The following is a 22,161-nucleotide window of genomic DNA, read 5'->3' as shown; positions in this document are numbered from 1 at the left end:
AGGTAGAAGTTAGCGCTCTAGGAGCCTGACCGAGAATAGACTGCCCTACTGCGGCGGCAGCAAATTGGTCTGTAAATCCGCTTTTGTTCGTCAAATAGCTCGCTATTCTCCTCACAAAACCGAATTTTCATCCTCAATTTTCTGCCGTCCTCGCTACAGGCGCTATTCTCGGTCAGGCTCCTAGGAAAAATAGTTGATTCTCGGTATCCGTCAAATAGTGGTCAAATGTCCAATAGCAGTCGAATTCAGGCTTCCAGTATCGTTTATTTGCAAAAAAAAGCCAGGAGCAAGTCCTGGCAAAAAGGAGTGTTCTCAATTATTTCGCGGTGGTGGTTCTAACCCTGGTTTTCTGCCTGTTCTGGCCTTCCAGCGGGCGGTTCTTTTCAAAGTCCTGTCTCAGATACAGTTTTGGAAAAGCGTGGTTGGCAAACTCTTGTTGAGTAAAGTCACGAATGGCTTTTTTCTCACCCTTTGTCCGGGTGTGTTTGGGTTGTGCCAGCCGTTTGATTGTTTCAGGGTTAACCTTGCCGCTTTTATCCCGGGCTACAGGGGCTTTCAGGTTATCCTCATATTTTTTTCTGGCTTCGACCAGTGCGTTTTGTCTGGCCAGAAAATCTGCAGAGAGGGCTTTCTGTTGTGCCTTGGGCTTGCGTTCATTTTTGTCACCGAAAACCACCGTGCGGATGTTCTTTTGATAACGGTCAGCGACCTCTGCCCCCGGAGTATCGAGAGGGATGGTGTGAGGCTTGGCAAGAGCCGTCATGAAGGCATGGTCTGGATTTTTCTTTAACTGGCCCACTGGACGAGGAATTCGAGATGGCGCTTTCGTGGATCGCTCTTTTAAGGGCTGTTCTTTGCTGGACGGCTCTTTGATATAGGAAGTGGTGTCAGCAACGGATACCTGCCTGTCGCCAATATCCGTTTCATCCAAATCCCACTCAAAGAACATGCCGTTCTCATAGAGGTCAAGCATATTGGTTATGGAGTCTTTCGCCATGGACCCGACTGCACTGGCTCCGGAATAAAATATGGATACTGCCCTCGAAGCACCATCACACAGCCAGTTTTTGACTTGCTTTTTGCCCTCTGAAAATGCATTGAGAGCAAATTGCAGTGTACTGCCTGTTTCAGTGTCCGGTGATTTGGTGATCATACATGAGTACATAGGCAACTCCTTTCTATCCTTGAATGCTGTTATTGATATTCAGCTTACCCTTTTTTCAAAAGCTGCTTAATGACCTTCTGGTCAGCAGAACTAACGATCTTTCTCCAGTATGTGCAGCCAAAGCAGGTATGGGCTTCTGATTGAGTACGAATGTCTGCATTAATTCAACGCTCAATCTTTTTATGATCAAGAAGCTCAAGTTCGGATACTCTTTTTCCAACACCGGGTGAACAACAAGCTAGGATGTTAATGCTCAGATACAAGGTGGAAGGTGGATGAACATTGTGAAGAACCTGGCTGTTGCAAGCCTGATTATCTTACCGGCAGTAAGCTGTCTACAGGCACAGGCTCAAACGTCAGGCTCAATTCAGCCAACAGAAATACCACCTCAATTATTCTATGAATTTGAAGTAGATCCGAACCAGCTACCGGAAATACCCACTGCTCCTGCGCCAACACATTGTCCCCCTCACAGGGCATTGAGTATTTCATGGAATAAAAACAGTACGCTCATAGCTGTGGGAATAGGTTCTGGGGATAACGATGACGATACGAGAAAGTGTCGGCTTTCAGGAGCCCTGCAAATCTTTAATGTGAGTGCCTCAGGATACCCGAGACTCGTGCGTACCCATCACGCAACAAACTGGATAGAAAGCGTTACTTTCAGCCCCGACGGCACTCAGCTGATAGCCGGGGGGAAGGATGGCAAGGTCAAGATTTATGGAGGGATAAGCCCGTTCAGCTACCAGGACACCCTGTCCGAAGCGCTAAGAGATTTACGAACCGTTGCCATTAACCCGAACGGCACCCTGCTGGCAGCCGGGGGATATAACACAAAGATCATGCTTTATCTTAAGAACGAAACCAATCAGTTCACCTACGTGAAAACCCTGTCCCAAGCATCACGGCTTAGTAGTGTAGTAGATCTTGACTTCAACCCCATCAACAGCCAGCTGGCAGCAGCTCAACGTCACCGAATTGTAAGAACTTATCGCGGGACCAGTCCGTACAATCTTCTGAAAACCCTGTTTGATTCGTGCTGCCAGATGTTGGCTGTTGCCTACAATCCCAACGGCACCCTGCTGACATCCGGGGATATGGTAGGACAGGTCAGGTTTTATAACGGGATGAACCCGAACAACACCCTGCACACTCTATCCGTATCAGGCCAGGTATCGAGCCTTGCCTATAACCCAAGTGGTACCCGGCTGGTAGTTGGGCAGGGCAATGGCAAGGTCAGTGTTTTTGAGGGAATCATTCCGTTCTCCCATCTGCACACCCTGCCCTCCGGCAGGTCACCGACGGTTGTTTACAGCCGCGATGGCAAATGGCTGGTCACCGGGGGGGATGATGGAAAGATCATGATTTATCGGGTCGATGGTTTAAGAGCACCGACAACAGAAGCTGTTACGAAAACCCGGATAAAAGTCAGCATAGAAAACGGCACAGAAGTACATAGCTCTTCGACATTCACAGCCCTTTCGCTAGTCACATTATTAACAACGGTTCTTCAGGGGATGATATTGCAATGATGTTTTTGGACAACTTCTCTCCGACTCCGGAGAAGTCTTGTCTCTCTATTTTCGCTGTTTTCTCTCATGACCATACCGGTCTCGGACATTATCCGAAGTATTGATAGAAAGCTGGAGGAAGATGTATTCCTTTTTTCAAAAGCTGCTTAATGACCGTCTGGTTAGCAGACCTAACGATCTTTCTCCAGTATTTGCAGCCCACCGCCTGAAAGGTTATGGAAGAAGGTGTCTCCGGGGACAATATCCACCCGACAGCGGGCTTCTTCCGGCAGGCTCTTCAGTAGCAGGTCTCTGTTTTCTGCCTTTTCCAGAACGTCGGCAGAGAACTCTCCCAGGATGACAATAGGGTGTTCCGGACTCTGCCCCGGATAATATTCGCTCTGTTTGATGTTGATAATAGTGGCCAGTTGCTCAATAACCTCATGGAAAAGGTCTTTCAGTTGAGTTCGGGCCTTGTCATAGTTGCTGCGGCTCACTGCATGCTGACCGCTGAGATAATCCTGACGGTTGCCGTCGTTGTAGATCTGGCTGACCTGGTAACCCAGAGTATTGATACCTGTGCGACCCCAGCGCTTCATCATGGCATAGGGATCACCTTTGTATTTACCATATTCCTGCACATAGTCGCTGGCGAACAGGGCCTGATGGATTGGCTGTGACGCCATATAGGGAAGATAACTTTTGTTTTTGCAGGGTGCAGGGCTGAACCAGGCGTTCTGGCTGGCCTGGCCAATATTCCAGTAACCCCCCGCCATACTCAGCCATTTCGGCAATCTGGCAGACCAGGGGGTGATCTGGCCGTTTTTGACCTGGTAAGGCACCGCTATTGTGGTGGCCTGAATCAGGTCGAAATGTCTGCTGGCTTTATGGTTTCTGTGCAACCAGCTTTTGGCACTGGCGGCCATCAGGGTATGGTCGCCCACCAACTTTACGTTTTCCACCATCATCCCGTGTTCCCTGAACAGAGCCTTTGCCATACAGGTGAAGTAAGCCTCCCGATTTTGACTAACCGGGCAGTTTTTAGTCATCAGAGATCGATATTTTGAGAGCTGGCCTGGTTCAGGTGCTGGCTTTTGGCGATAGAAATCGTAGCCAGCGATACCAATAACGAGATCCGTGCTGCTGTTGGGCGCCAGCTTCGAGTGTTCCAACATGTCTTTTAATGCGCTTTCCAACAGTTTTAGTGGCGATTCGTTGAATGCGATATTGCCGGGGTCTTCGGCCAGATGAGCATCTTTGCCTGAAGATGCATAACCTGCAAAGGCAGGCGTTTCGATGCCGGTGTGAGCAACGGCCATCCGGGCGTCGAAATTGCTTACGTAGACCGTGGTGCGGTATCTGGCCGCCAGAACGGCTTCGTTGAAGCCGAAAAAGCTGAACAGTGTCAGTACGATTTGAAAGACGATCCTTGCGTGTTTGAACATGGCTACTTCCCCGTGTGAACCAATGTAGAGCTGATCGTACGAGATTCAGACAAAGGCTTGCATAACATCTCTGTCAGCAGTGCTGACGAAACCGGAAGACCTTGTAAAACTGCACTCATACGCCTCAATTCACACGTTTACTCCCCTGTTTCCGGGGCAATAAAAAAAATCAATCAACGAGGGGCTTGTCTGGAAGCTTCAGGTGAATAATACTGTATGCATGAACAGTATTTCTGTAAAAGACAAGCCCTGGCCCAGAATGATTGCGCTGGTGGATATGAATGCCTTTTTTGCCTCCATTGAGCAGCTGGATCGGCCTCAATGGCAGCAAAAGCCGGTGTGTGTCACCAATGGCCGAACAGGGACTTGCATCATTACCGCCTCCTATGAGGCCCGTGCCCGGGGCATCAAAACCGGGATGAGGTTGCGCGAGGCCAGAGGGTTGGCACCTGACCTGATCCAGGCACCTTCCCGGCCTTATCGTTATGCCCAGATTTCTTCCAGCATTATGGCAGCTCTGGAAAGCATCACGCCGGAAATAGAAGTCTTCTCGGTGGACGAGGCTTTTCTCGATCTGACCGGCTGTCAGTCGCTTTATGATTGCCCGGTGGCCGAGATAGGTCGAAGGATCAAGGCGTGCGTTTTTGAGGCTTCCGGCCTGCTCTGTTCAGTAGGGATCAGTGGTGACAAGAGCACCGCCAAGTGGGCAGCCAAGCAGCAGAAACCGGACGGACTGACCATTGTCCACCCCTATCAGGCTCGTGAAACCCTGTCGAATGTGCTGGTTACTGACCTGTGTGGCGTAGGGTCAGGCATTGGACGTTACCTGGCTCAATACGGGGTGCATCGCTGTGGTGATATGCAGAAAGTGCCCATCAGCGTGCTGGGCAATCGTTTTGGCAATCTGGGTAAACGTATCTGGCTGATGGCCCAGGGCATGGACCCGGAGCCACTGCATAAAGAAGTGGGCGTGCCCCAGAGCATCGGGCATGGCAAGGTGATTCCGCCCAATACCCGGGATAAAACCATCCTGAGAACCTATCTGTTGCATATGTGTGAAAAGGTGGCTGCCCGCCTCAGACGTTATGACTTTGAAGCCCGGTTGTTTGCCATTGGCATGAATACGCCCGGAGGCTGGGTCAGCAAAAAGCTGAGGACGACAACCCCGACATCCGATGGCGATCAGATCATGGCACTGGCGGACTTTTTTCTGGATGTCTATTGGGATCAAGGCGAGAGAAGTCAGGGCGTGCATCAGGTACACGTTGGAGCCCTGGACCCTCAACCCAAACATAGGCAGAGAGAGCTGTTTACGGAAGAAGATGCCAAAAAAGAAAAACTGCTGGCGACCATTGATGAGGTCAACCATCGTTATGGAGAGTTCGCTCTGTGCAAGGCCCTCTTGCTGAATCGCTCGGAAATGCCCAATGTTATCTCACCGGCCTGGCGACCAGCGGGGCCCAGAAATACTTTGGAGAGTTGACTGGACGTTTGACAGGCTCAATCTCAAGACTCGTCTGAGATGCCCTGTTTTTCCTTGAGATCTTCTACCCATCGGAAGACTTCTGCCACCGGTTCAATCAAATCGCTGGGGATGTAACTGGCAATGTCTGTATCAAACAGGGCGTGAGCCAGGGGGACATTCTCCATAACGGGGATGCCTTCCTTATCGGCAATTTTCACAATAAAGCGTGCACGCCCACCGCGACCTTTAACCGTTACCACGGGCAGTGGCGTCACATCCTGTTTGTAGTGCAGGCCGATCGCAAGGTGAGTCGGGTTTTTGATCACCACGTCTGACTTCTTGGTGTTTTCTGCTTCGTTGAGAATCTCCTGGTGGATTTCTTTTCGTTTACCTTTGATTTCAGGGCTACCTTCCATCTCTTTATGTTCGCGCTTGACTTCATCCTTGGACATTTTATTTTCTTTAGTGAACTGCTGCTTCTCGAAAAGATAGTCCAGCACAGAAATCACTATGAAAGCCGCAATGGCATAGATCATCAGTTTTTTCATCAGGACCCCGACAACAGGAAGAATACAGTCACTACCACAGTAGGGGAGGTTGAACATATCAGCGAGGCTGTTTCTGATAACGAAATAAACAACGATGGAAAGAAACACAATCTTGATAACAGACTTGAAGAATTCCACCAGGTTTTTGATGGCAAAAATGCGCTTGAATCCGGCAATGGGGCTGATCTTTTTGAGGTCGGGTTTTACCGATTCACCGGCCAGCAGAAAGCCAAACTGCATGATGTTGCCTATGATGGCAGACAGCATGGATACCATGACCAGAGGTAGCAGAAGCTCAATGGATTTTTCAAGAATGCCCTGTGTGACAATCTTGAAAGCGTCCTGAAAGTTTTCGTTATAAACCGTTGCCGGGAGGATCACCATTTCCTGAATGGTCGTGAGGTAAGTATCGCTCATAAACCAGAGGGTGCAGAACACAGCGATAATGCCAAAGGTGCTGGAGACTTCCTTGCTCTTGGCTACCTGACCTTTTTTGCGGGCGTCACGCAGCTTTTTCGGAGTGGGTTTCTCTGTCTTTTCAGCACTCATTTCCAGAGCTCTCCCAGGGTTTTAAAGACCATGGGAATGCCTTCGTCATGTTTTTTGGCCAGTTTCAGAATCGTGCTGACGTAAATCACCAGGATGGCTGCCGCGACACCGGATTTGATCGGCATGGCGAGAATAAATACGTTAAGCTGAGGGGCTGAGCGGCTGATCAGGGCGATACCAAATTCTGTGATAAACATCGCGATAACGACAGGAGCAGAAAGCCACATGGCCAAGCCAATAATCAGGTTGAACTGATTCAGGAAAAAAGTGGAGGCTTCAGGGTTCAACCTGGGATAGAAACTGAATACAGGCCATACCTCATAGCTGATGAAAAGACTTTGCAACAACAGCAGGAATAAGCCGCTGGTCATGAAAATGGCGGTAAAGGCCTGGGAGAACAAAACACCCATGGGTGAAGTTTCGGCACCGGACAGAGGGTTCAGGGCGCTGGCCATGGAAGCACCCCGCTGGTTATCAATGAAGAAACCTGCTGATTCCAGTGCCCAGAACGGGATGGTGATACAAAATCCGATAATGGCTCCGATAAACGCTTCTTTCAGGACAATTCCGGCAGTGGCATAAATGGTGATAGTGTCATCGGGTTTGTGTTCTGCCAGCATAGGATGGAGAAACAGGATCATGCAGGCGCATATGCCATTTCTCATCATGGCACCCCCCAGCATGCGCTTGTGCAGGAAAGGAATCAGAGTGAACAGGGCAACAATTCTGGGCGTGCCCATGGTAAATACATAAAACCACTCTTTTAGCTCATCTATTGGGATGACCATGGCGGATTATCCGGTTAGAGGTCCGGGATTTTGTTCATGATGGCCAGAGAGTAATGATAAATCTCAATGCCCAGCCATCGGGCAGTAGCAAAGATACTGATGATGACGGCAATCAGCTTGAAGGCGAAGGGCAGGGTTTGTTCCTGGATCTGAGTCAGGGCCTGAATCAAACTGATCAGCAGACCTACGCCAGCCGCGGCAATGATAGGCGGCATGGATAAAATCAGAGTCAGCATCAGCGCCTGGGCTGTGAGCTGGATGATGTCCGAATCTACCATGTTCTTTTCCTAGCCATAACTTAATACCAGCCCCTGAATTAAACGGGTCCAGCCGTCCAGCAAGACAAACAGGAGCAATTTGAAAGGCAAGCTGATGGTCATGGGCGAAACCATCATCATACCCATGGCCAGCAGGATGTTTGAGACGATCAGATCAATGACGATGAAGGGCAAATAGAGCAAAAAGCCAATCTGGAATGCCTTGGTCAATTCCGTGATACAGAAAGAGGGCAGCAGCACAATCAAGTCATCGCCCGAGAGTTCCTGCTGGTATTTTTTTGGCCACAAAAGGCGTGCCGATTTCAGAAAGAAGTTACGCTCATTTTCGTTGGTGTTGTCTTTGAGAAATTGCTTGTAAGGGGCGCTGGCGAGCCTGACAGACTCGATCCAGGAAAGATCCTCAAAATTAATTTTTTCAGGTTCCAGCAACTCATAAGACTCATAGCCTATAGGTGCCATGATATAGAGTGTCAGGATAATGGCCAGGGCGTTCATGGCAATGTTAGGTGGAATCTGCTGGAGACCGGTGGCGTTTCTGAGAATGGAAAAAACCACCACCAGCTTCAAAAAAGAAGTGCCCATGACTGCCATGAATGGAATCAGCGCCATCAGTGCCAGTGGCACCATCAAATAAAATGGGCTGGTTAAATTCAGAATGCCGCTTTCCATGGCGGGAACCTGCTTTAATCGATGTACTGCTTAGGATTCAGTCTTACCCGTCAGCTCTGTGATCCGGGCTCCGAGTCGGCCTTCAATTTCTACCAGCTGACATCTACCAATGAGTTGGCCATTGGCTCTGATCCTGACCGGTGCTTCTATGGGGTTACTGAGCTGGAAAACATAGCCTGGCGTCAGGCTTTGCAGTTCTGCGAATGTCAGTTGCTGCTCACCCACTTCAAACATGAGTGTCACCGGCAGGTCGTGAAGATCAACAGGGCCTGCAGGTGCCTGAGGAGCTTCACCTTCCGGCATAGGCTCTTCATAATCCGTGTAGCCCTGGTCATAATGTTCTTCCATAGCCTGAAGCCTCTGTGAAATAGTGACCCGGGTATCCTCGAGAGTGCCCAAAAAAGCAACATTCTGTTTGATTCCTACAATCACCTCTGAGTCACTGACGTGTTTTTCCAGAAAAACAATGTCACCTTCTTCCAGGTCATTGAGTTCACTGCGATTGAGTATGGTGCTGCCTTTTTGCAGGGATACCCATAAAGGTATATCGGGCAGCGAGGTGGATTGATGAGGCGGAATTGACTTCAAGAGGTTCTCTATTACCTCGGAATACTCAATCTGTATAGTTGAGCGGATGTTTTCGGCTTCAAGATCCACTGTAATGAGAGGAGCGTCTGTCGGCTCTGCAGGTTTGAGATGACTGAGCGTGACAGACTGACCTAACATCTGACCCAGAAAATTAAACAGGGGGGTCAGGCTACTGGCAATAGCAGCGTCACGAAGGCTTTCGGGCAGTTTTTTAATGATTTGATGGTCGAGTTTTTTGGGTAGAAGAAAATCCAGAACCTGTCGGCCCAGATAGAGTTTGCCGGGGTAACCCGCCAGTTCCAGATCAGCCTGCCAACTGGATGTCTGGTGACCAAGACCGGCAAGGGAGACAGTGAATTCGATAGCGTTCAGTTGAATCTGGTAGCGGGCTTTGCGATGACACAGGAGTTGCCCCAACTGAAGCTCGGTGGCTGATATTGTTTCAAACTTCAGTGGTATCGCTTCCATTCGTGTTTATCCGCTCTTTTGGGAGTCCCTGTCGGAATTAACCGCAGTAGGACAGTCTTAAGTCCGACTAGGAATCATTGTCTTCCTGATCTTCTTCACCCACGTACTCCTGTTGGGAACGACCGTCATTCTGTTCGTTGCCATCGCCAGACAGGTTGATGTTGACCTGAACTTTTTCGCCCAGCTTTTCCAGATTCTTCATCAAGCTGGCTTCGTTGGCTACCAGAAAGTTGTGGGAATCTGCTGAGGAGGTATTCATGGTGACCTGCAGTTCACCAGATACTCTCTGAATGCGGATTTCCGTGCCCGGCAGAATATTGTCTTTCAGAGTAATTCGAACTTCGGCACCCTGGATAGCGTCTTTTGAAGACACCATGATTTTATCAACCAGCTTGTTGATGACTTCATTGATCTCTTTGGGGCCAGTGACCGCCTGGATGCTTTTCAATTGAGTTTCTGAGGCCTGCTGAGTTTCCCTGACCTGACCGATCACATGGTCACTGCCGTCAAGCATAGACTTCATGGCACCTTCTTCCTGACCTTTCTGACCTTCACGACCACTACCCTGATCTTTAAACTTGCCTTCCAGGGCTTCCTTGGCACTTTTTCTGCGTTCTGCCATCAGGCTTTCAAGACTTTGACCGTCTTTGGATTCCCCTTTGGCGCTTTTCGGGTCTTCCTTCTTTTTCATCTTTTTGGAAAAGTCAGAAGCCTGATCCTCAGACACCTTCTGGCTCTGATTCTGGGTAGGCTGGTTGTTGTTATTCTGCTGAACATTCTGATTAGCGTTGGTGGGCTGCATAATTGGCCTCCTTGCGATCTGTAGACCCTAGGATTTCGGGCGAACAGTAAATTCTTCCATTTCCAGGTCTTCGAGGCGAGCGGCTTCTTTTGCGGCTTCCTCGTCCTGAACTTTGGTAAACTCTTCAAACTTTTCCACAGCCTGCATGGCTTTCATATGATCTTCACGGGCCTGTTCAAGCTGCTCTTTGGCCTTCTCGACATCCTGTCTGGCTTCGTTGATGGCCTGTTCCAGCAGTACATCCTTTTCACGCATCCTGGCTACATTGGCTTTCAGCTGATCCAGTTCGTTCTGCTTTACCTCGGTATTGATAATGTTATCGTAGAGCCTTTGTTCTTCTTTACAGCGCCAGTCAATGTACTCTTCCAGTTCCTGCTCTTTGTTTTTGACTTCCAGCTGAGCCTGTTCCAAACGGTATTCACACTTACGCACCTGGTCCTGAGCAGACTTTTCACGAATCTGCTTAACCTTGAGAAGTTCGTGCAGCATTCAGATCAGACTCCAACGACGTGACGCAGCTGCTGGATGGTCGTGTCATAGTCATTGAATTCGTCGGTGCGCTGCTTCAGAAAGGTTCGTATGGCGTCTATTTTTCGCAAGGCTTCATCAGCCACCGGATCTGAACCCGGTTTGTACTCACCGACCTTAACCAGCAGTTCAATCTCATCAAACTTGGCCAGAAGTTCCCTGAGTTTGCCCGCAGCGGCTTTGTGCTCTTCCGGAGTGATGGCATTCATGACACGGCTGGCGCTGGATAGAACATCAATAGCAGGGTAATGGTTAGCGGCAGCCAGTTTTCTGGAAAGGATAATATGACCGTCCAAAATGGATCGGGTTTCATCCGCTACCGGTTCAGTCATGTCATCGCCTTCTACCAGTACTGTATAGAGCGCCGTGATTGAGCCTGTATCTGACATACCGGCACGTTCCATTAACTTGGGAAGCGTGGCAAAGACCGAAGGTGGAAAACCCCGACGGGTAGGTGGCTCACCGGCTGCCAGTCCTATTTCACGCTGGGCACGGGCAAAACGGGTGACGGAATCCATCAGCAGCAGAACTTTTTTGCCTTTGTCTCTGAAATACTCTGCGACAGCCGTGGCGGTATAGGCAGCCTTGGCTCTTTCCATGGAAGATTTATCCGAAGTTGCAACGATGATAACGGACTTCTTGACGCCCTCCGGGCCGAGATCATGCTCGATAAACTCCCTGAGTTCCCGTCCCCTTTCACCGATCAGCGCAAGTACGGTGACATCAACCTCAGCGCCTTTCACCAGCATTGAGAGCAGCGTACTCTTACCGCCACCAGCGGCTGCGAAGATACCCATACGCTGTCCTTCTCCGCAGGTCAGGACGCCATCCAGAACTCTCAAGCCCAGAGGTAAGGGTTTATCAATGATCTGGCGGGTCATCGGGTCAGGGCTGTCGGCATAAACCGGATACCAGGTTTCAGGCTCCACTCCTTCGAAGGCTGACGGATTCAAAGGGTTTCCCATACCATCAAGCACGTGTCCCAGAAGATGAGAGCCAACGCCCACATGGTGAACCTTACCTGTAGGAATTACTTCTGTCGTGGAGGAGATACCCATGATTTCACCCATGGGGGAGAGTACTGTTTCGTGACCCTGAAAGCCTACCACCTCGGCATAGCTGGTTTTGTCATCGTTTGGAGTCACCAGCTCACACAACTCGCCAATCTTGACACCGGGAACCGCCGCCTTGATGATCATGCCCTGTACTTCGGTAACACGGCCACGAATATCTAATAGCCGACTGCTTTCAACCGCATTTTGAAGCGCTGAAGTGAGGTAGTTAAGTGCTTCGGCCACGATCCCTGTCTCCTCTGCCAGTCGTTGCTTTTGTCGCCCTATAGGGTTTGATCAGCTAGAAAGCAAAAGAGGGCTGAATAAGCCCTCTTTTTTGATGTGTTGATCAAGAGTCAGACCATCATGCCCATGTCTCCGGGTCCGCCAGGAGCGGTGGGAGGGGGCTTTGGGCCACTATCTTTAGGTGGGGCAGTCCCATCGCTTTCCGTATTATTCACTTCGGAGATCACCCACTCGAGCGTGTTGACGAACTTCTCCAGAGTGGATTCAAAGTTACCGTAGTCCGATGAAGCCTGCATAGAGCGAATCAGCAGAATTTCAGACTTGTCATGGTTCAGGGCGTGGAAGGCACCCTGCATACTGTGATGCTGAAGGTTGAGTGACAGGAGCTTTTCATACAGGCTGGTTTTGGCGTCGTCGTGAGCGTCCATGGGTTTTACTGAAGAAACGAATACCAGAGCTTCGTCTTCTTCCAGGTATTCCATGTTTACGATCAGGGTGTCATCAAAACAGAGACCACAGGCATCGTGTTCATTCAAGCTGAGCTCACCCAGACCGATGCTCTCTGCAAAATGCTGTATATTCTCTTCTACATTTTGCTTGTAACTCATTCGAACAGACCCTCCAATGGTTCTTAGTCAGAAACTGAAATAACGATAAGTAACTTTCAGTATATATCGCTCTTTTGTCTTGCGTTGGAGAATTCCTGATTACCTGCTCTGGGGAACTCCAAGACCCGATTAGAGTTTTTATCGGTCAAAGTGACGAACGTCTGTATACTTGTTTCAACTTTTTTTAAATATTCAGCTCATGGCAGTTTTATTCCCTGAGTAGTGAGATTCTTTTTTGGCAGATCAAAACAGTACCGATAGCCTCTGGATGCGCGAGGCCCTGAAGGAAGCAGAAAAAGCCCGGGAAAAAGACGAAGTTCCGGTCGGGGCCGTTGTGGTCAGGGGAGGCGAAATCATAGGTCGAGGGTATAACCAGCCCATCAGTGGCTGCAATCCGGTGGCCCATGCCGAGGTGCTCGCCTTGCAGGAAGCGGCTGCCACTCTCAACAACTACCGGTTGGTGGATTGTGAACTCTACGTGACTCTTGAGCCTTGCACCATGTGTGCCGGAGCAATTATCCATAGTCGGGTAAAACGAGTGATCTTTGGTGCTCTGGAGCCCAAGGCCGGGGCTCTGGTCAGTCAGAACCGGACTTTAGAGCTGCCCTATGTGAACTATCGGGTGGAAATGACTCCCGGAGTCCTTGAAGAGGAGTGCAGCGAAATCATTTCCTCTTTTTTCAGAGCCCGACGTGAGGCCAAGAAAGCAGAGAAGAGGCGCTTGAGGTTGTGCTGAGATGAAACTTTTTATTAAGAGGGACTGTCCTAGAATTAGCCTTTCATTGAAAGAGCAGCCCAAATCCTGACTTTTGGGTGAACTTATCTTTGTGAATAGGAGTACATTTTGATGAAAAAACTTATTCTGGCGATCCCACTGGTTGTAGCACCTATCATGGCTGCTGCAGAAATACGAGAAATTGAACGAAAGCTATTGAGTGATTGGGACTCAAGAACCATGACAAGTTATTTTGACACAGTGTCTGAACAGTACTGTCTGCTGGTTGTTGACCCTAAACATTCGATTTTGGATTGCAAACCTATCCATAAGTTTTCAGAGCGGGCTCAAAGAAACATTCTTGGCAACATGTACGTACCAAAATCCTGCGTTGGCGAAAGCGGAGTTTCTAAAGGCTATTGTCCCAAAAACTGAATTTCAGTGTGTTAACCCGGACGGAAGAAATACTCAGTTTACATTTATCTCTGAAAGTACACTCAAGCTGCATTTTTAGCAAAATCGTCGTAAACCCTCGCCCAATCGAGGGTGTCGCAAAAGGGTATGGTCAGCAGGATATATCAAGATCGTCGTTCCCGCGCAGGCGGGAACCCACCACGAGCAGTGGATCTCCGCCTTCGCGGAGATGACGGTTTGAAGCTTGAAGCGTTTTAATTGACCTTTTGCGACACCCTCAATCGGGCGGGGATATAAGACGGGAACGCAGAGCGTTCCGGTTGAGCATTTGTATGTAGTTGGTTATATTTTCCATCGGTCTGTCTCTATGCAGAGACTCACGGTGACGAAAATCAAGCACTGTTAACAAAAAATTAAGGCAGAGACAACTGCCCAACCGCCCTTGAAGAACCAGACGAGCCCATACCTGAGTGACCCGTTAAGGCTGCGGCAAATCAAACAAAAGACCAATAAATAACCGAGGGGCACCCGGTTACTGCTGATGGAGGCTTCTGTGTAAGTCCAGTCGCTATAGGCTGGTTGTAGCCTGTGAAGTCAGAAGCCTCGCCTGACAAGGCGGGGAGTGTCACAGATAGATGGGAACCATTGAAGGGAAAACCTGCCAAGATCCATAGATCAATCACTGGTTTCCATACCTGGGTTTCGATTATCATAGCGCCCCTGATTATCTCCCTGAGTCCAGTCGAGGACAGTTTTTAACATGCTCATTTTGCGTGGTGCTCCGGCTCTCTCGCCGTTTCGTAGCCAAAAGCTGCTTGAAACCCTGCAACACAGGATCCCCGAAATTACCGGTGTTTTTGCTGAATACCAGCACTTTGCCCGGGTCGACGAGGCATTGTCCGACCAGGAATTGAAAGTTCTGAAACAGCTGCTGACCTACGGTCCCCGGATGCAGGAAGGTGAGTGCTCAGGCACTTTGTTTCTTGTCGTACCCCGTCCAGGCACTATTTCCCCATGGTCCAGCAAAGCCACCAACATTGCTGAAAATTGTGGTCTCAGCAAGGTTCACCGTATTGAGCGCGGTTTGGCTTACTATGTGTATGCCGAAGAAGGCCTCAGTGAACACCAGAAAGAAGTGGTATCCAGCCTGATTCATGACCGCATGACCGAGGCTGTGTTGGCTGATGCCAGAGAAACAGAGCTTCTTTTTGCAGAAACCGAGCCAGCGCCCCTGACCCGTGTGGATATTCTTGAAGGCGGACGTGAGGCTCTGGTTGCCGCCAACCAGTCCCTTGGACTGGCTCTGGCAGAAGATGAAATCGATTATCTGGTCACCAGCCATGAGGGGTTGGACAGGAACCCCACTGATGTTGAGCTGATGATGTTTGCCCAGGCTAACTCCGAGCACTGCCGCCATAAGATTTTTAACGCGACCTGGACCATTGACGGTGAGCGGCAAGATCATTCTTTGTTCCAGATGATCCGTAACACCCACACTATGAGCAGTGAAGGTGTGCTCTCGGCCTATAAAGACAATGCCTCTGTTATTGAAGGCTCCAGAGCCGGGCGTTTTTTCCCGTCTCCTGAAAAGAAAGATTACCAGTATCATCAGGAAGACATTCATATCCTGATGAAAGTGGAAACACATAACCATCCAACCGCCATCTCGCCCTGGCCCGGTGCTGCTACCGGTGCTGGTGGTGAGATCCGTGATGAAGGGGCTACCGGTCGAGGCTCCAAGCCAAAGGCGGGGCTGACCGGTTTCTCGGTATCCAATCTGAATATTCCCGGCTACAAACAGCCCTGGGAAAAAGACTACGGCAAGCCGGATCGGATCGTGACTGCCCTGGATATTATGCTGGAAGGTCCTCTGGGTGGTGCAGGCTTTAACAACGAGTTTGGTCGTCCAAACCTTTGCGGTTACTTCCGTACCTTTGAAGCCACAGCCAAAGGCTCTGCTGGCGAAGAAGTGAGGGGGTACCACAAGCCCATCATGCTGGCAGGTGGTCTGGGTAATATCCGCGCCGCTCATGTTGAGAAAGCTGATATTCCCGTTGGCGCCAAGCTGATTGTTCTGGGTGGTCCGGCCATGCAGATCGGTCTGGGGGGTGGTGCAGCCTCTTCCATGACTTCCGGTGAAGGTCAGGAAGATCTGGATTTTGCCAGCGTTCAGCGTGATAACCCCGAGATGGAGCGTCGTTGCCAGGAAGTGATTGACCAATGCTGGCAGCTGGGTGATGAAAACCCCATCGTCTTTATCCACGACGTGGGTGCGGGTGGCCTGTCCAATGCGCTGCCAGAACTGGTCAGCGATGGTGGCCGAGGTGGTCGCTTCCAGCTCAGGGATATTCTGAATGATGAGCCAGGCATATCCCCCCTGGCGCTCTGGTGTAATGAATCCCAGGAACGTTATGTGATGGCGGTAGCTCCAGAAAATATGGAGCTGTTTGAAGCCATCTGTCAACGAGAGCGTTGTCTCTATGCCGTTGTGGGTGAGGCCACTGAAGAGCCAAACCTGTTGGTGGAAGACAGCCACTTTGATAACAAGCCAGTGGATATGCCTCTGGACGTTCTGTTGGGCAAACCTCCCCGCATGCATCGTGATGTGCAGGCAGAAACCATTCAACAGGATGCACTGGACCTTTCCGGTGTGACTCTGGAAGAAGCGTCTGAGCGAGTTCTCAAGCTGCCAACCGTCGCCAGCAAAAACTTCCTGATTACTATTGGCGACCGCTCTATTACCGGTCTGGTAGCCCGTGAGCAGATGGTTGGCCCATGGCAGGTTCCTGTTTCTGACTGTGCGGTCACCGCTACTGCTTTTGATACCTTCACGGGTGAAGCTATGTCCATGGGGGAGAGAACCCCTCTGGCTCTGGTCAATGCGCCTGCCTCAGGTCGTATGGCGATCGGTGAAGCGATTACCAACATCGCCAGCACCCGTATTGGCAAGCTGGGTGATATCAAGCTGTCGGCAAACTGGATGGCCGCTGCCGGTCATCCGGGTGAAGACGCCAGACTCTATGAAACCTGTAAAACGGTTGGTATGGAACTCTGCCCGGAACTGGGTATTGCTATTCCTGTAGGCAAGGACTCTATGTCCATGCGCACCAGCTGGAAAGATGGCGATTTAGAAAAGAGTGTTACCTCGCCTCTGTCGCTGGTGATTTCGGCTTTTGCTCCCGTAACAGACATCCGCAAGACCTTTACGCCAGAGCTGCGTACCGATAAAGGTGAGACTGATCTTTTGCTGGTGGATCTGGGTCGTGACCAAAACCGTCTGGGTGGTTCTGCTCTGGCACAGGTTTATGGTCAGATTGGTGATGTGGCGCCTGATGTTTCTTCTGCACAAGACCTCAAAGGGTTCTTTACTGCCATCCAGCAATGTCTGGAAGAAGACCTGCTGTTGGCTTACCACGACCGTTCAGACGGGGGTCTCTTTACCACATTGGTTGAGATGGCCTTTGCCGGTCACACCGGAATTGAGGTGAATCTGAATAAACTGGCAGGCTCTGAAGCAGCCATTATCCCGGCCCTGTTTAACGAAGAGTTGGGTGCCGTTCTGCAGGTTCGTCGTGCCGACAAAGGTAAAGTTAAAGATATCCTGGCAAGCCTGGGTCTGGCCTCCTGCGTACATACCATTGCTTCTCTGAGACCGGATCAGCGCATCAACTTGGTCTTCAATGACGAGCTGATCAGTAGCGAAAGCCGGGTTAAATACCAGCGCTGGTGGGCTGAAACCAGCTATCGTATGCAGGCGCTGAGAGATAATCCTGAATGTGCCCGCCAGGAGTTTGATAACCTGCTGGATGACGGCGACACAGGTTTACATGCCTCTTTGCCGTTCGACATCAATAGGGATGTTGCTGCTCCATTTATTGCGACTGGAGCGAGCAAACCTCAGGTAGCCATCCTGAGAGAGCAGGGTGTTAACGGTCATGTGGAAATGGCAGCGGCTTTTGATAAGGCCGGCTTCCAGGCAGTGGATGTTCACATGAGTGACATTCTTTCCGGTCGCCGTAACCTGACAGAATTCAAAGGATTGGTAGCCTGTGGCGGTTTCTCCTACGGTGACGTTCTGGGTGCGGGAGAAGGCTGGGCGAAATCAGTGCTGTTTAACAGCATGGCCCGTGACCAGTTTGCGGCTTTCTTTGATCGTCCGGACAGTTTTGCCCTGGGTGTCTGCAACGGTTGTCAGATGCTGTCCAATCTCCATGAATTGATTCCGGGTGCAGAGTACTGGCCACACTTTGTTCGTAATCAGTCTGAGCAGTTTGAAGCCAGAACCGTGATGGTCGAAGTCCAGCAGAACAAGTCTATTCTCCTCAGAGGTATGGAAGGTTCCAGAATGCCTATTGCGGTGGCCCACGGTGAAGGCTACGCCGAGTTCAAAAAGGCTGACCAAATCCGGAAACTGTCTGCCAGTGGTCAGTTGGCCCTCAGATACGTGGATAATCAGGGGCGGGCTACTGAGCGTTACCCCTACAACCCTAACGGTTCTGCTCAGGGGATCACGGGCCTGACTTCGGCTGATGGCAGGGTGACGATTATGATGCCTCATCCGGAAAGGGTATTCAGGGCGGTTCAGAACAGCTGGTATCCGGATACCTGGGGTGAAGATTCACCTTGGATGAGAATGTTCAGGAATGCCCGGGTCTGGGTTGATTGAATGTTGGGCGAGTAGTAAAGCAATTGATTAAGCTGGGTACTCAATGAGTATCCGGCTTAATCACTAAAAATCAGTTTTTGGGACAACTATCCGAAGAGGCATCACACGCGCCAGCGCCAGATTTTGGTACATAGGCGTCGCCGAGAATGTTTCTCTGTGCTTGCTCTGAGAGTTCATGGACACTTTTGCAGTGCATAAGCGAATTATATCCACTAGAAACCTTATCTAAAACCACCAGACAATATTGTTGAGAAACTTTGTCAAAGTAGTTTTCAATGGCCCTGTCGAACCACGGATCCCTAAACGTTTGCCAGTTTGTTCGTTCTACTTCTGCACCAACCATGGTAGACGCTGCAGCCAACAGGGCTGCCAGAATGAATTTTTTCATAGAATTTACTCCTTCTTTAAATAGTCAAAGATCAGTTCACCAGAAAGTCAGGATTTGATTTGAATTTTTAATGAACGCTTAATTGTTAGACATTCGTTCTAATAAAGAGTTCCAGTGAGAGGCTTGAACAATGACGACTTATGCTTTTTGACTCAGATAGCAGAAAGAGTTTGAAACTCGGTCAACACAAAGTGATCGGTCATCCCGCTGACGTAATCAATCAATAATCTTGCCCGGTAATACCATTCCAGCTCATCCTGTTCTTTAGCGGAGTAACTGCTGCCAGGCAATGATTTCACTGCCCGGTGATACGCCATTTTATGTTTGCCAGAGAGGCGGTGGTAAAGACGTTGCTCGATAAAATGTCGGCTGGAATCTTTTTCAGTAAGACTGGCGAATTCTTCACGGCTCAGTTCCAGCAAAGGCTGGAAAATATCCATCAGTCCCATCAGGGCAGAGTAGCCCCTGAGTTCCGGAGTTTCCTTCTCCATGCTGGTAAAGACATAGCGAATAGCGACGGTTTTCAGGGTCTGCAGTGCCAGATGCTGGTCGGACTGGCCGTCAATCAGAGGCTCATCGAGCGTCCCGTCAAAGATCGCCTGATGCTTTTGCAGATAACGATTTGCAGCATAATCCACCAGATCTCTTACCAACCGGGTGCGCAGCCGGATAATAAATTCCTGCTTGTTGTTGCCGGCTCTCTTGACCGCAGACTCCATGATATTGGGCAAATACTCGTTATATTCAGTAAATTCCTCCCAGACTTCATAGAGACTGAAGCGAAGATCGCGGAAAGAGAGAATCCCCTTATCGACTGCATCTTCCAGATCGGCAATGCAGTAGGAAATATCGTCGGCGGCTTCCATGATATAAACCAGAGGGAAGCGACAACCTTCATTGATAGCCAGATGCTGCCAGATGTCACGGACCAGAATGGCTTCGGAAAAGAAGTAACCCGGCTTTTTCTTGCGATAGGCATCGGGTGAGCCTTTTTCGGGTCTGGGCTCATAGGGCGTACGGGTGTATTTCATAAGCGCGCCCATCTGGGAATAGGTCAGGTTTAGATCCTGAAGGTGATGAATAATTCTTAACGCCTGGGCATTGCCTTCGTAAATAGACAAGTCTGGCAGCAGGGTTGACTCCAGTAAGGCTGACCGGGCTTTCTGACCTTTGCACGCTTTTTCATAACATAGCCCGGCTTTATCCTGCATCCAGCGGCTGATAGCCGCCTCGCCAAAATGACCGAATGGAGGGTTGCCAATGTCGTGCATCAGGCAGGCCATTTCTACCAGATTTATAAAAGCCGTGTCCTGATTGTCTAATCCCAGCGATGTTAATTGGCCGCTTTCTGACAGGCGCTGCAGAATCGTCTGTGCCAGAAAACGACCGGTTTGTTGCACTTCCAGAGAGTGCGTCAGACGACTGCGAACAGCGGCATTGGTTTCCAGAGGGTAAACCTGAGTCTTTTGTTGCAGCCGACGTATGGCCGCTGACTGAATGATTCGCCCCCGGTTGCTTTCTGTTTCAGTTAACAGGTCCCGATCCGGTTCGACAGAACTGAGTCTTGGGCGAGTGCAGGTGAGTTTAGTCAGATAGTTCATGCTGATCATAGTCGGCAGGATCTGTTTGAAGGTGAGGTTTGACCTGGCTCTCTATAGGCTAAAAGCCAGCAGGTTAAGGACATAGGGTTTTAGCCAAAGGAATGAAAGGGAATATTATAGATGCTTTTCAAGCAACAGCCGTTCAAGATTGGACTAGCAGCCTGTCGGACTTAAGACTGTCCTACGCGGCAACTGCTCCTGCGTTGCTCTAGCTCCTGCATCCATGCAGTCGTGCGGCGGCAGCAAATTGGTCTAAAAATCCCTGTTTCTTCGTCAAATAGCTCTCTATTCTCCTCAGAAACAGAGATTTTTATCCTCAATTTCTTGCAATCCTCGCTACGGACGCTTAAGTCCGACAGGCTGCTAGAATTCTGCCGGACATCGCCCTTCAAATATCAACTGAACATATTCCCGCTCCAGATAGCCTGGCTTGCCGGTAAAATAATGCAGCAGCAGATCGTCAGCAAGCCTGCGATCTATCTCCGGGCACTTCACTTCATAGTTGAGCATAGACAGCATTTTGCAGTTAAAGTTGAATATCCAGTTCTGTACCGTACTTGATGGATGAACGGAATCAACATAAAAATGATCACTGCGGTTTTTGCAGGGGCTCGCCTTGTGACTCTCGCAGATATCTACCTGGGCATTATCAGAACAGCCTCTGAAGGTGACATCGAGACAGGGGGTTTCAGTGTCAACATCTTGCTGGCGGGCATGTTCTAACAAAATGTCAAACATTCTGTTGTAATCGAAAAACAGGAGTAACAGGTCAGGATACTGTCTTTTCAGCCGAAAAAACGCTTTCGTAGCCAATCGGTTATGATTGACGATCACCTCACGTACTTCCTGACGATCTTCTGAATTGCGCAAACAGGGGGTTTTAGTGACATCGGGAACCGTTCCCCAGAAAATGGTTCTGGCTCCATGGGCATAGAGGTTTTCAATAGCCGCTGACAGCTTGGCAACCACCAGACGATAATTCCAGTAACGGTTGAGATAATCATTAGCGCCACCGGCTAACATAAAAATCTGATCCTCAGAAAAGGGTGCATGATGTTGCACAAGGTGATTTATCTGTTCCTCGACCGAACTCAGAATAGGCTTTCCACCTCTGATGCTATTGGTGAGAAAACTGATATTGGCCAATTGACTTTCACCAAACAGAAACGACCAGAAAAAATCCGTTAACACCTCTGAAAAACCGACCACCGTACTGCCACCATGTGACTGATCGACAAACTCGGTTTTATTGGAGGTATTCAGATAAAGGGCTCTGGCAATAAGCTCTGGTGCCATCAGATCATCACAAAAACGCCCTCCATGATAATTGGCACCCGGTATGGCACCACAGAAACTGCCAAAAATAAAGCCCGGTAACATACGACCGCTCCAGGGATAAAGTGACATTTGACGTTCATTCAGTGTACCGCTACCTGTAAGGAATCGACTGTAGTTATAGAAATTACCCGAATCAACGCTACTGTCACCCACCACAAAGACATTGCTGACAGGTTGTGCCTCCTGCGAGCAAAAACGTTCGGTGAATTTGGGATAAAAAAGTTTTTCATACGCCAAACCGGGTAACGACAACAGCAGTAATACCAGACCCAGCCAACTACGAATCATATTGAAACCCTAATAGAGCAGTTACTAAAAAGCTGAGGATT

19 protein-coding genes are annotated in these 22,161 nt (G+C 49.6%); 5 read left to right on the top strand and 14 right to left on the bottom strand.

Annotation, left to right across the window (positions count from 1 at the left end):
• Positions 1–316: 316 nt before the first annotated feature.
• Positions 317–1,165 carry a hypothetical protein gene (locus ACOJUN_RS00610; protein WP_422134756.1) on the bottom strand — a complete coding sequence of 283 codons (849 nt, stop codon included), beginning with the start codon at positions 1,163–1,165 and terminating at the stop codon, positions 317–319.
• Positions 1,166–1,440: 275 nt separating this feature from the next.
• Between ACOJUN_RS00610 and ACOJUN_RS00605 the strand changes: the two genes are divergently transcribed.
• Positions 1,441–2,697 carry a WD40 repeat domain-containing protein gene (locus ACOJUN_RS00605; protein ID WP_422134755.1) on the top strand — a complete coding sequence of 419 codons (1,257 nt, stop codon included), beginning with the start codon at positions 1,441–1,443 and terminating at the stop codon, positions 2,695–2,697.
• Between the two features lie 170 nt (positions 2,698–2,867).
• Here the strand turns inward: ACOJUN_RS00605 and ACOJUN_RS00600 are convergent, their stop codons facing one another.
• Positions 2,868–4,121, bottom strand: coding sequence for a hypothetical protein (locus ACOJUN_RS00600; protein ID WP_422134754.1), 1,254 nt, complete (start codon positions 4,119–4,121; stop codon positions 2,868–2,870).
• A gap of 202 nt (positions 4,122–4,323) precedes the next feature.
• Here ACOJUN_RS00600 and ACOJUN_RS00595 point away from each other — a divergent pair, with 202 nt between their 5' ends.
• A complete protein-coding gene (locus tag ACOJUN_RS00595; RefSeq protein ID WP_422134753.1) occupies positions 4,324–5,604 on the top strand; it encodes a DNA polymerase Y family protein in 1,281 nt (426 codons plus the stop codon).
• 23 nt (positions 5,605–5,627) lie between these two features.
• On the opposite strand, the gene sctU is transcribed toward ACOJUN_RS00595, so the two are convergent.
• The 9 genes from sctU to ACOJUN_RS00550 form a co-directional block, all read right to left on the bottom strand.
• Positions 5,628–6,683 (bottom strand): type III secretion system export apparatus subunit SctU, encoded by a 1,056-nt coding sequence (gene sctU, locus ACOJUN_RS00590; RefSeq protein ID WP_422134752.1) that lies wholly within the window; start codon positions 6,681–6,683, stop codon positions 5,628–5,630.
• Entirely contained in the window at positions 6,680–7,471 is a 792-nt protein-coding gene (gene sctT, locus ACOJUN_RS00585) for a type III secretion system export apparatus subunit SctT (protein ID WP_422134751.1), read from the bottom strand. The genes sctU and sctT overlap by 4 nt, the downstream gene beginning before the upstream one ends.
• A gap of 14 nt (positions 7,472–7,485) precedes the next feature.
• Positions 7,486–7,749, bottom strand: a complete 264-nt coding sequence (gene sctS, locus ACOJUN_RS00580; RefSeq protein ID WP_317145607.1) for a type III secretion system export apparatus subunit SctS — start codon at positions 7,747–7,749, stop codon at positions 7,486–7,488.
• A gap of 9 nt (positions 7,750–7,758) precedes the next feature.
• Positions 7,759–8,418 (bottom strand): type III secretion system export apparatus subunit SctR, encoded by a 660-nt coding sequence (gene sctR / locus ACOJUN_RS00575; RefSeq protein ID WP_422134750.1) that lies wholly within the window; start codon positions 8,416–8,418, stop codon positions 7,759–7,761.
• 30 nt (positions 8,419–8,448) lie between these two features.
• Positions 8,449–9,474, bottom strand: a complete 1,026-nt coding sequence (sctQ, locus tag ACOJUN_RS00570; protein ID WP_422134749.1) for a type III secretion system cytoplasmic ring protein SctQ — start codon at positions 9,472–9,474, stop codon at positions 8,449–8,451.
• 67 nt (positions 9,475–9,541) lie between these two features.
• Positions 9,542–10,276 carry a type III secretion HpaP family protein gene (locus ACOJUN_RS00565; RefSeq protein ID WP_422134748.1) on the bottom strand — a complete coding sequence of 245 codons (735 nt, stop codon included), beginning with the start codon at positions 10,274–10,276 and terminating at the stop codon, positions 9,542–9,544.
• Positions 10,277–10,303: 27 nt separating this feature from the next.
• Positions 10,304–10,765, bottom strand: coding sequence for a type III secretion system stalk subunit SctO (sctO, locus tag ACOJUN_RS00560; protein ID WP_422134747.1), 462 nt, complete (start codon positions 10,763–10,765; stop codon positions 10,304–10,306).
• 5 nt (positions 10,766–10,770) lie between these two features.
• Positions 10,771–12,102, bottom strand: a complete 1,332-nt coding sequence (gene sctN / locus ACOJUN_RS00555; RefSeq protein WP_422134746.1) for a type III secretion system ATPase SctN — start codon at positions 12,100–12,102, stop codon at positions 10,771–10,773.
• 110 nt (positions 12,103–12,212) lie between these two features.
• Positions 12,213–12,710, bottom strand: a complete 498-nt coding sequence (locus ACOJUN_RS00550) for a type III secretion system chaperone (RefSeq protein ID WP_317145613.1) — start codon at positions 12,708–12,710, stop codon at positions 12,213–12,215.
• A 235-nt stretch (positions 12,711–12,945) separates the two neighbouring features.
• Between ACOJUN_RS00550 and tadA the strand changes: the two genes are divergently transcribed.
• From tadA to purL, 3 genes are all read left to right on the top strand, one after another.
• A complete protein-coding gene (gene tadA, locus ACOJUN_RS00545; RefSeq protein WP_422134745.1) occupies positions 12,946–13,446 on the top strand; it encodes a tRNA adenosine(34) deaminase TadA in 501 nt (166 codons plus the stop codon).
• A 111-nt stretch (positions 13,447–13,557) separates the two neighbouring features.
• Positions 13,558–13,860, top strand: a complete 303-nt coding sequence (locus ACOJUN_RS00540) for a hypothetical protein (protein WP_422134744.1) — start codon at positions 13,558–13,560, stop codon at positions 13,858–13,860.
• Positions 13,861–14,599: 739 nt separating this feature from the next.
• A complete protein-coding gene (gene purL, locus ACOJUN_RS00535; protein ID WP_422134743.1) occupies positions 14,600–18,505 on the top strand; it encodes a phosphoribosylformylglycinamidine synthase in 3,906 nt (1,301 codons plus the stop codon).
• Between the two features lie 70 nt (positions 18,506–18,575).
• Here purL and ACOJUN_RS00530 read toward each other — a convergent pair whose 3' ends face one another.
• The 3 genes from ACOJUN_RS00530 to ACOJUN_RS00520 all read right to left on the bottom strand — a co-directional run bounded on the left by ACOJUN_RS00530 (position 18,576) and on the right by ACOJUN_RS00520 (position 22,120).
• Positions 18,576–18,893, bottom strand: coding sequence for a hypothetical protein (locus tag ACOJUN_RS00530; protein WP_422134742.1), 318 nt, complete (start codon positions 18,891–18,893; stop codon positions 18,576–18,578).
• Between the two features lie 152 nt (positions 18,894–19,045).
• Entirely contained in the window at positions 19,046–20,503 is a 1,458-nt protein-coding gene (gene dgt, locus ACOJUN_RS00525; RefSeq protein ID WP_422134741.1) for a dGTPase, read from the bottom strand.
• A 354-nt stretch (positions 20,504–20,857) separates the two neighbouring features.
• The gene (locus ACOJUN_RS00520) at positions 20,858–22,120 is read right to left on the bottom strand and encodes an SGNH/GDSL hydrolase family protein (protein WP_422134740.1); all 1,263 of its coding nucleotides are present in this window, start codon (positions 22,118–22,120) and stop codon (positions 20,858–20,860) included.
• Positions 22,121–22,161: the final 41 nt, after the last annotated feature.

Source organism: Endozoicomonas sp. ALD040, from assembly GCF_049275945.1.
Classification (GTDB): domain Bacteria; phylum Pseudomonadota; class Gammaproteobacteria; order Pseudomonadales; family Endozoicomonadaceae; genus Endozoicomonas_A.
The sequence above is the reverse complement of the archived record's forward strand: the minus strand, read 5'-3'. Positions and strand labels throughout refer to the sequence as shown.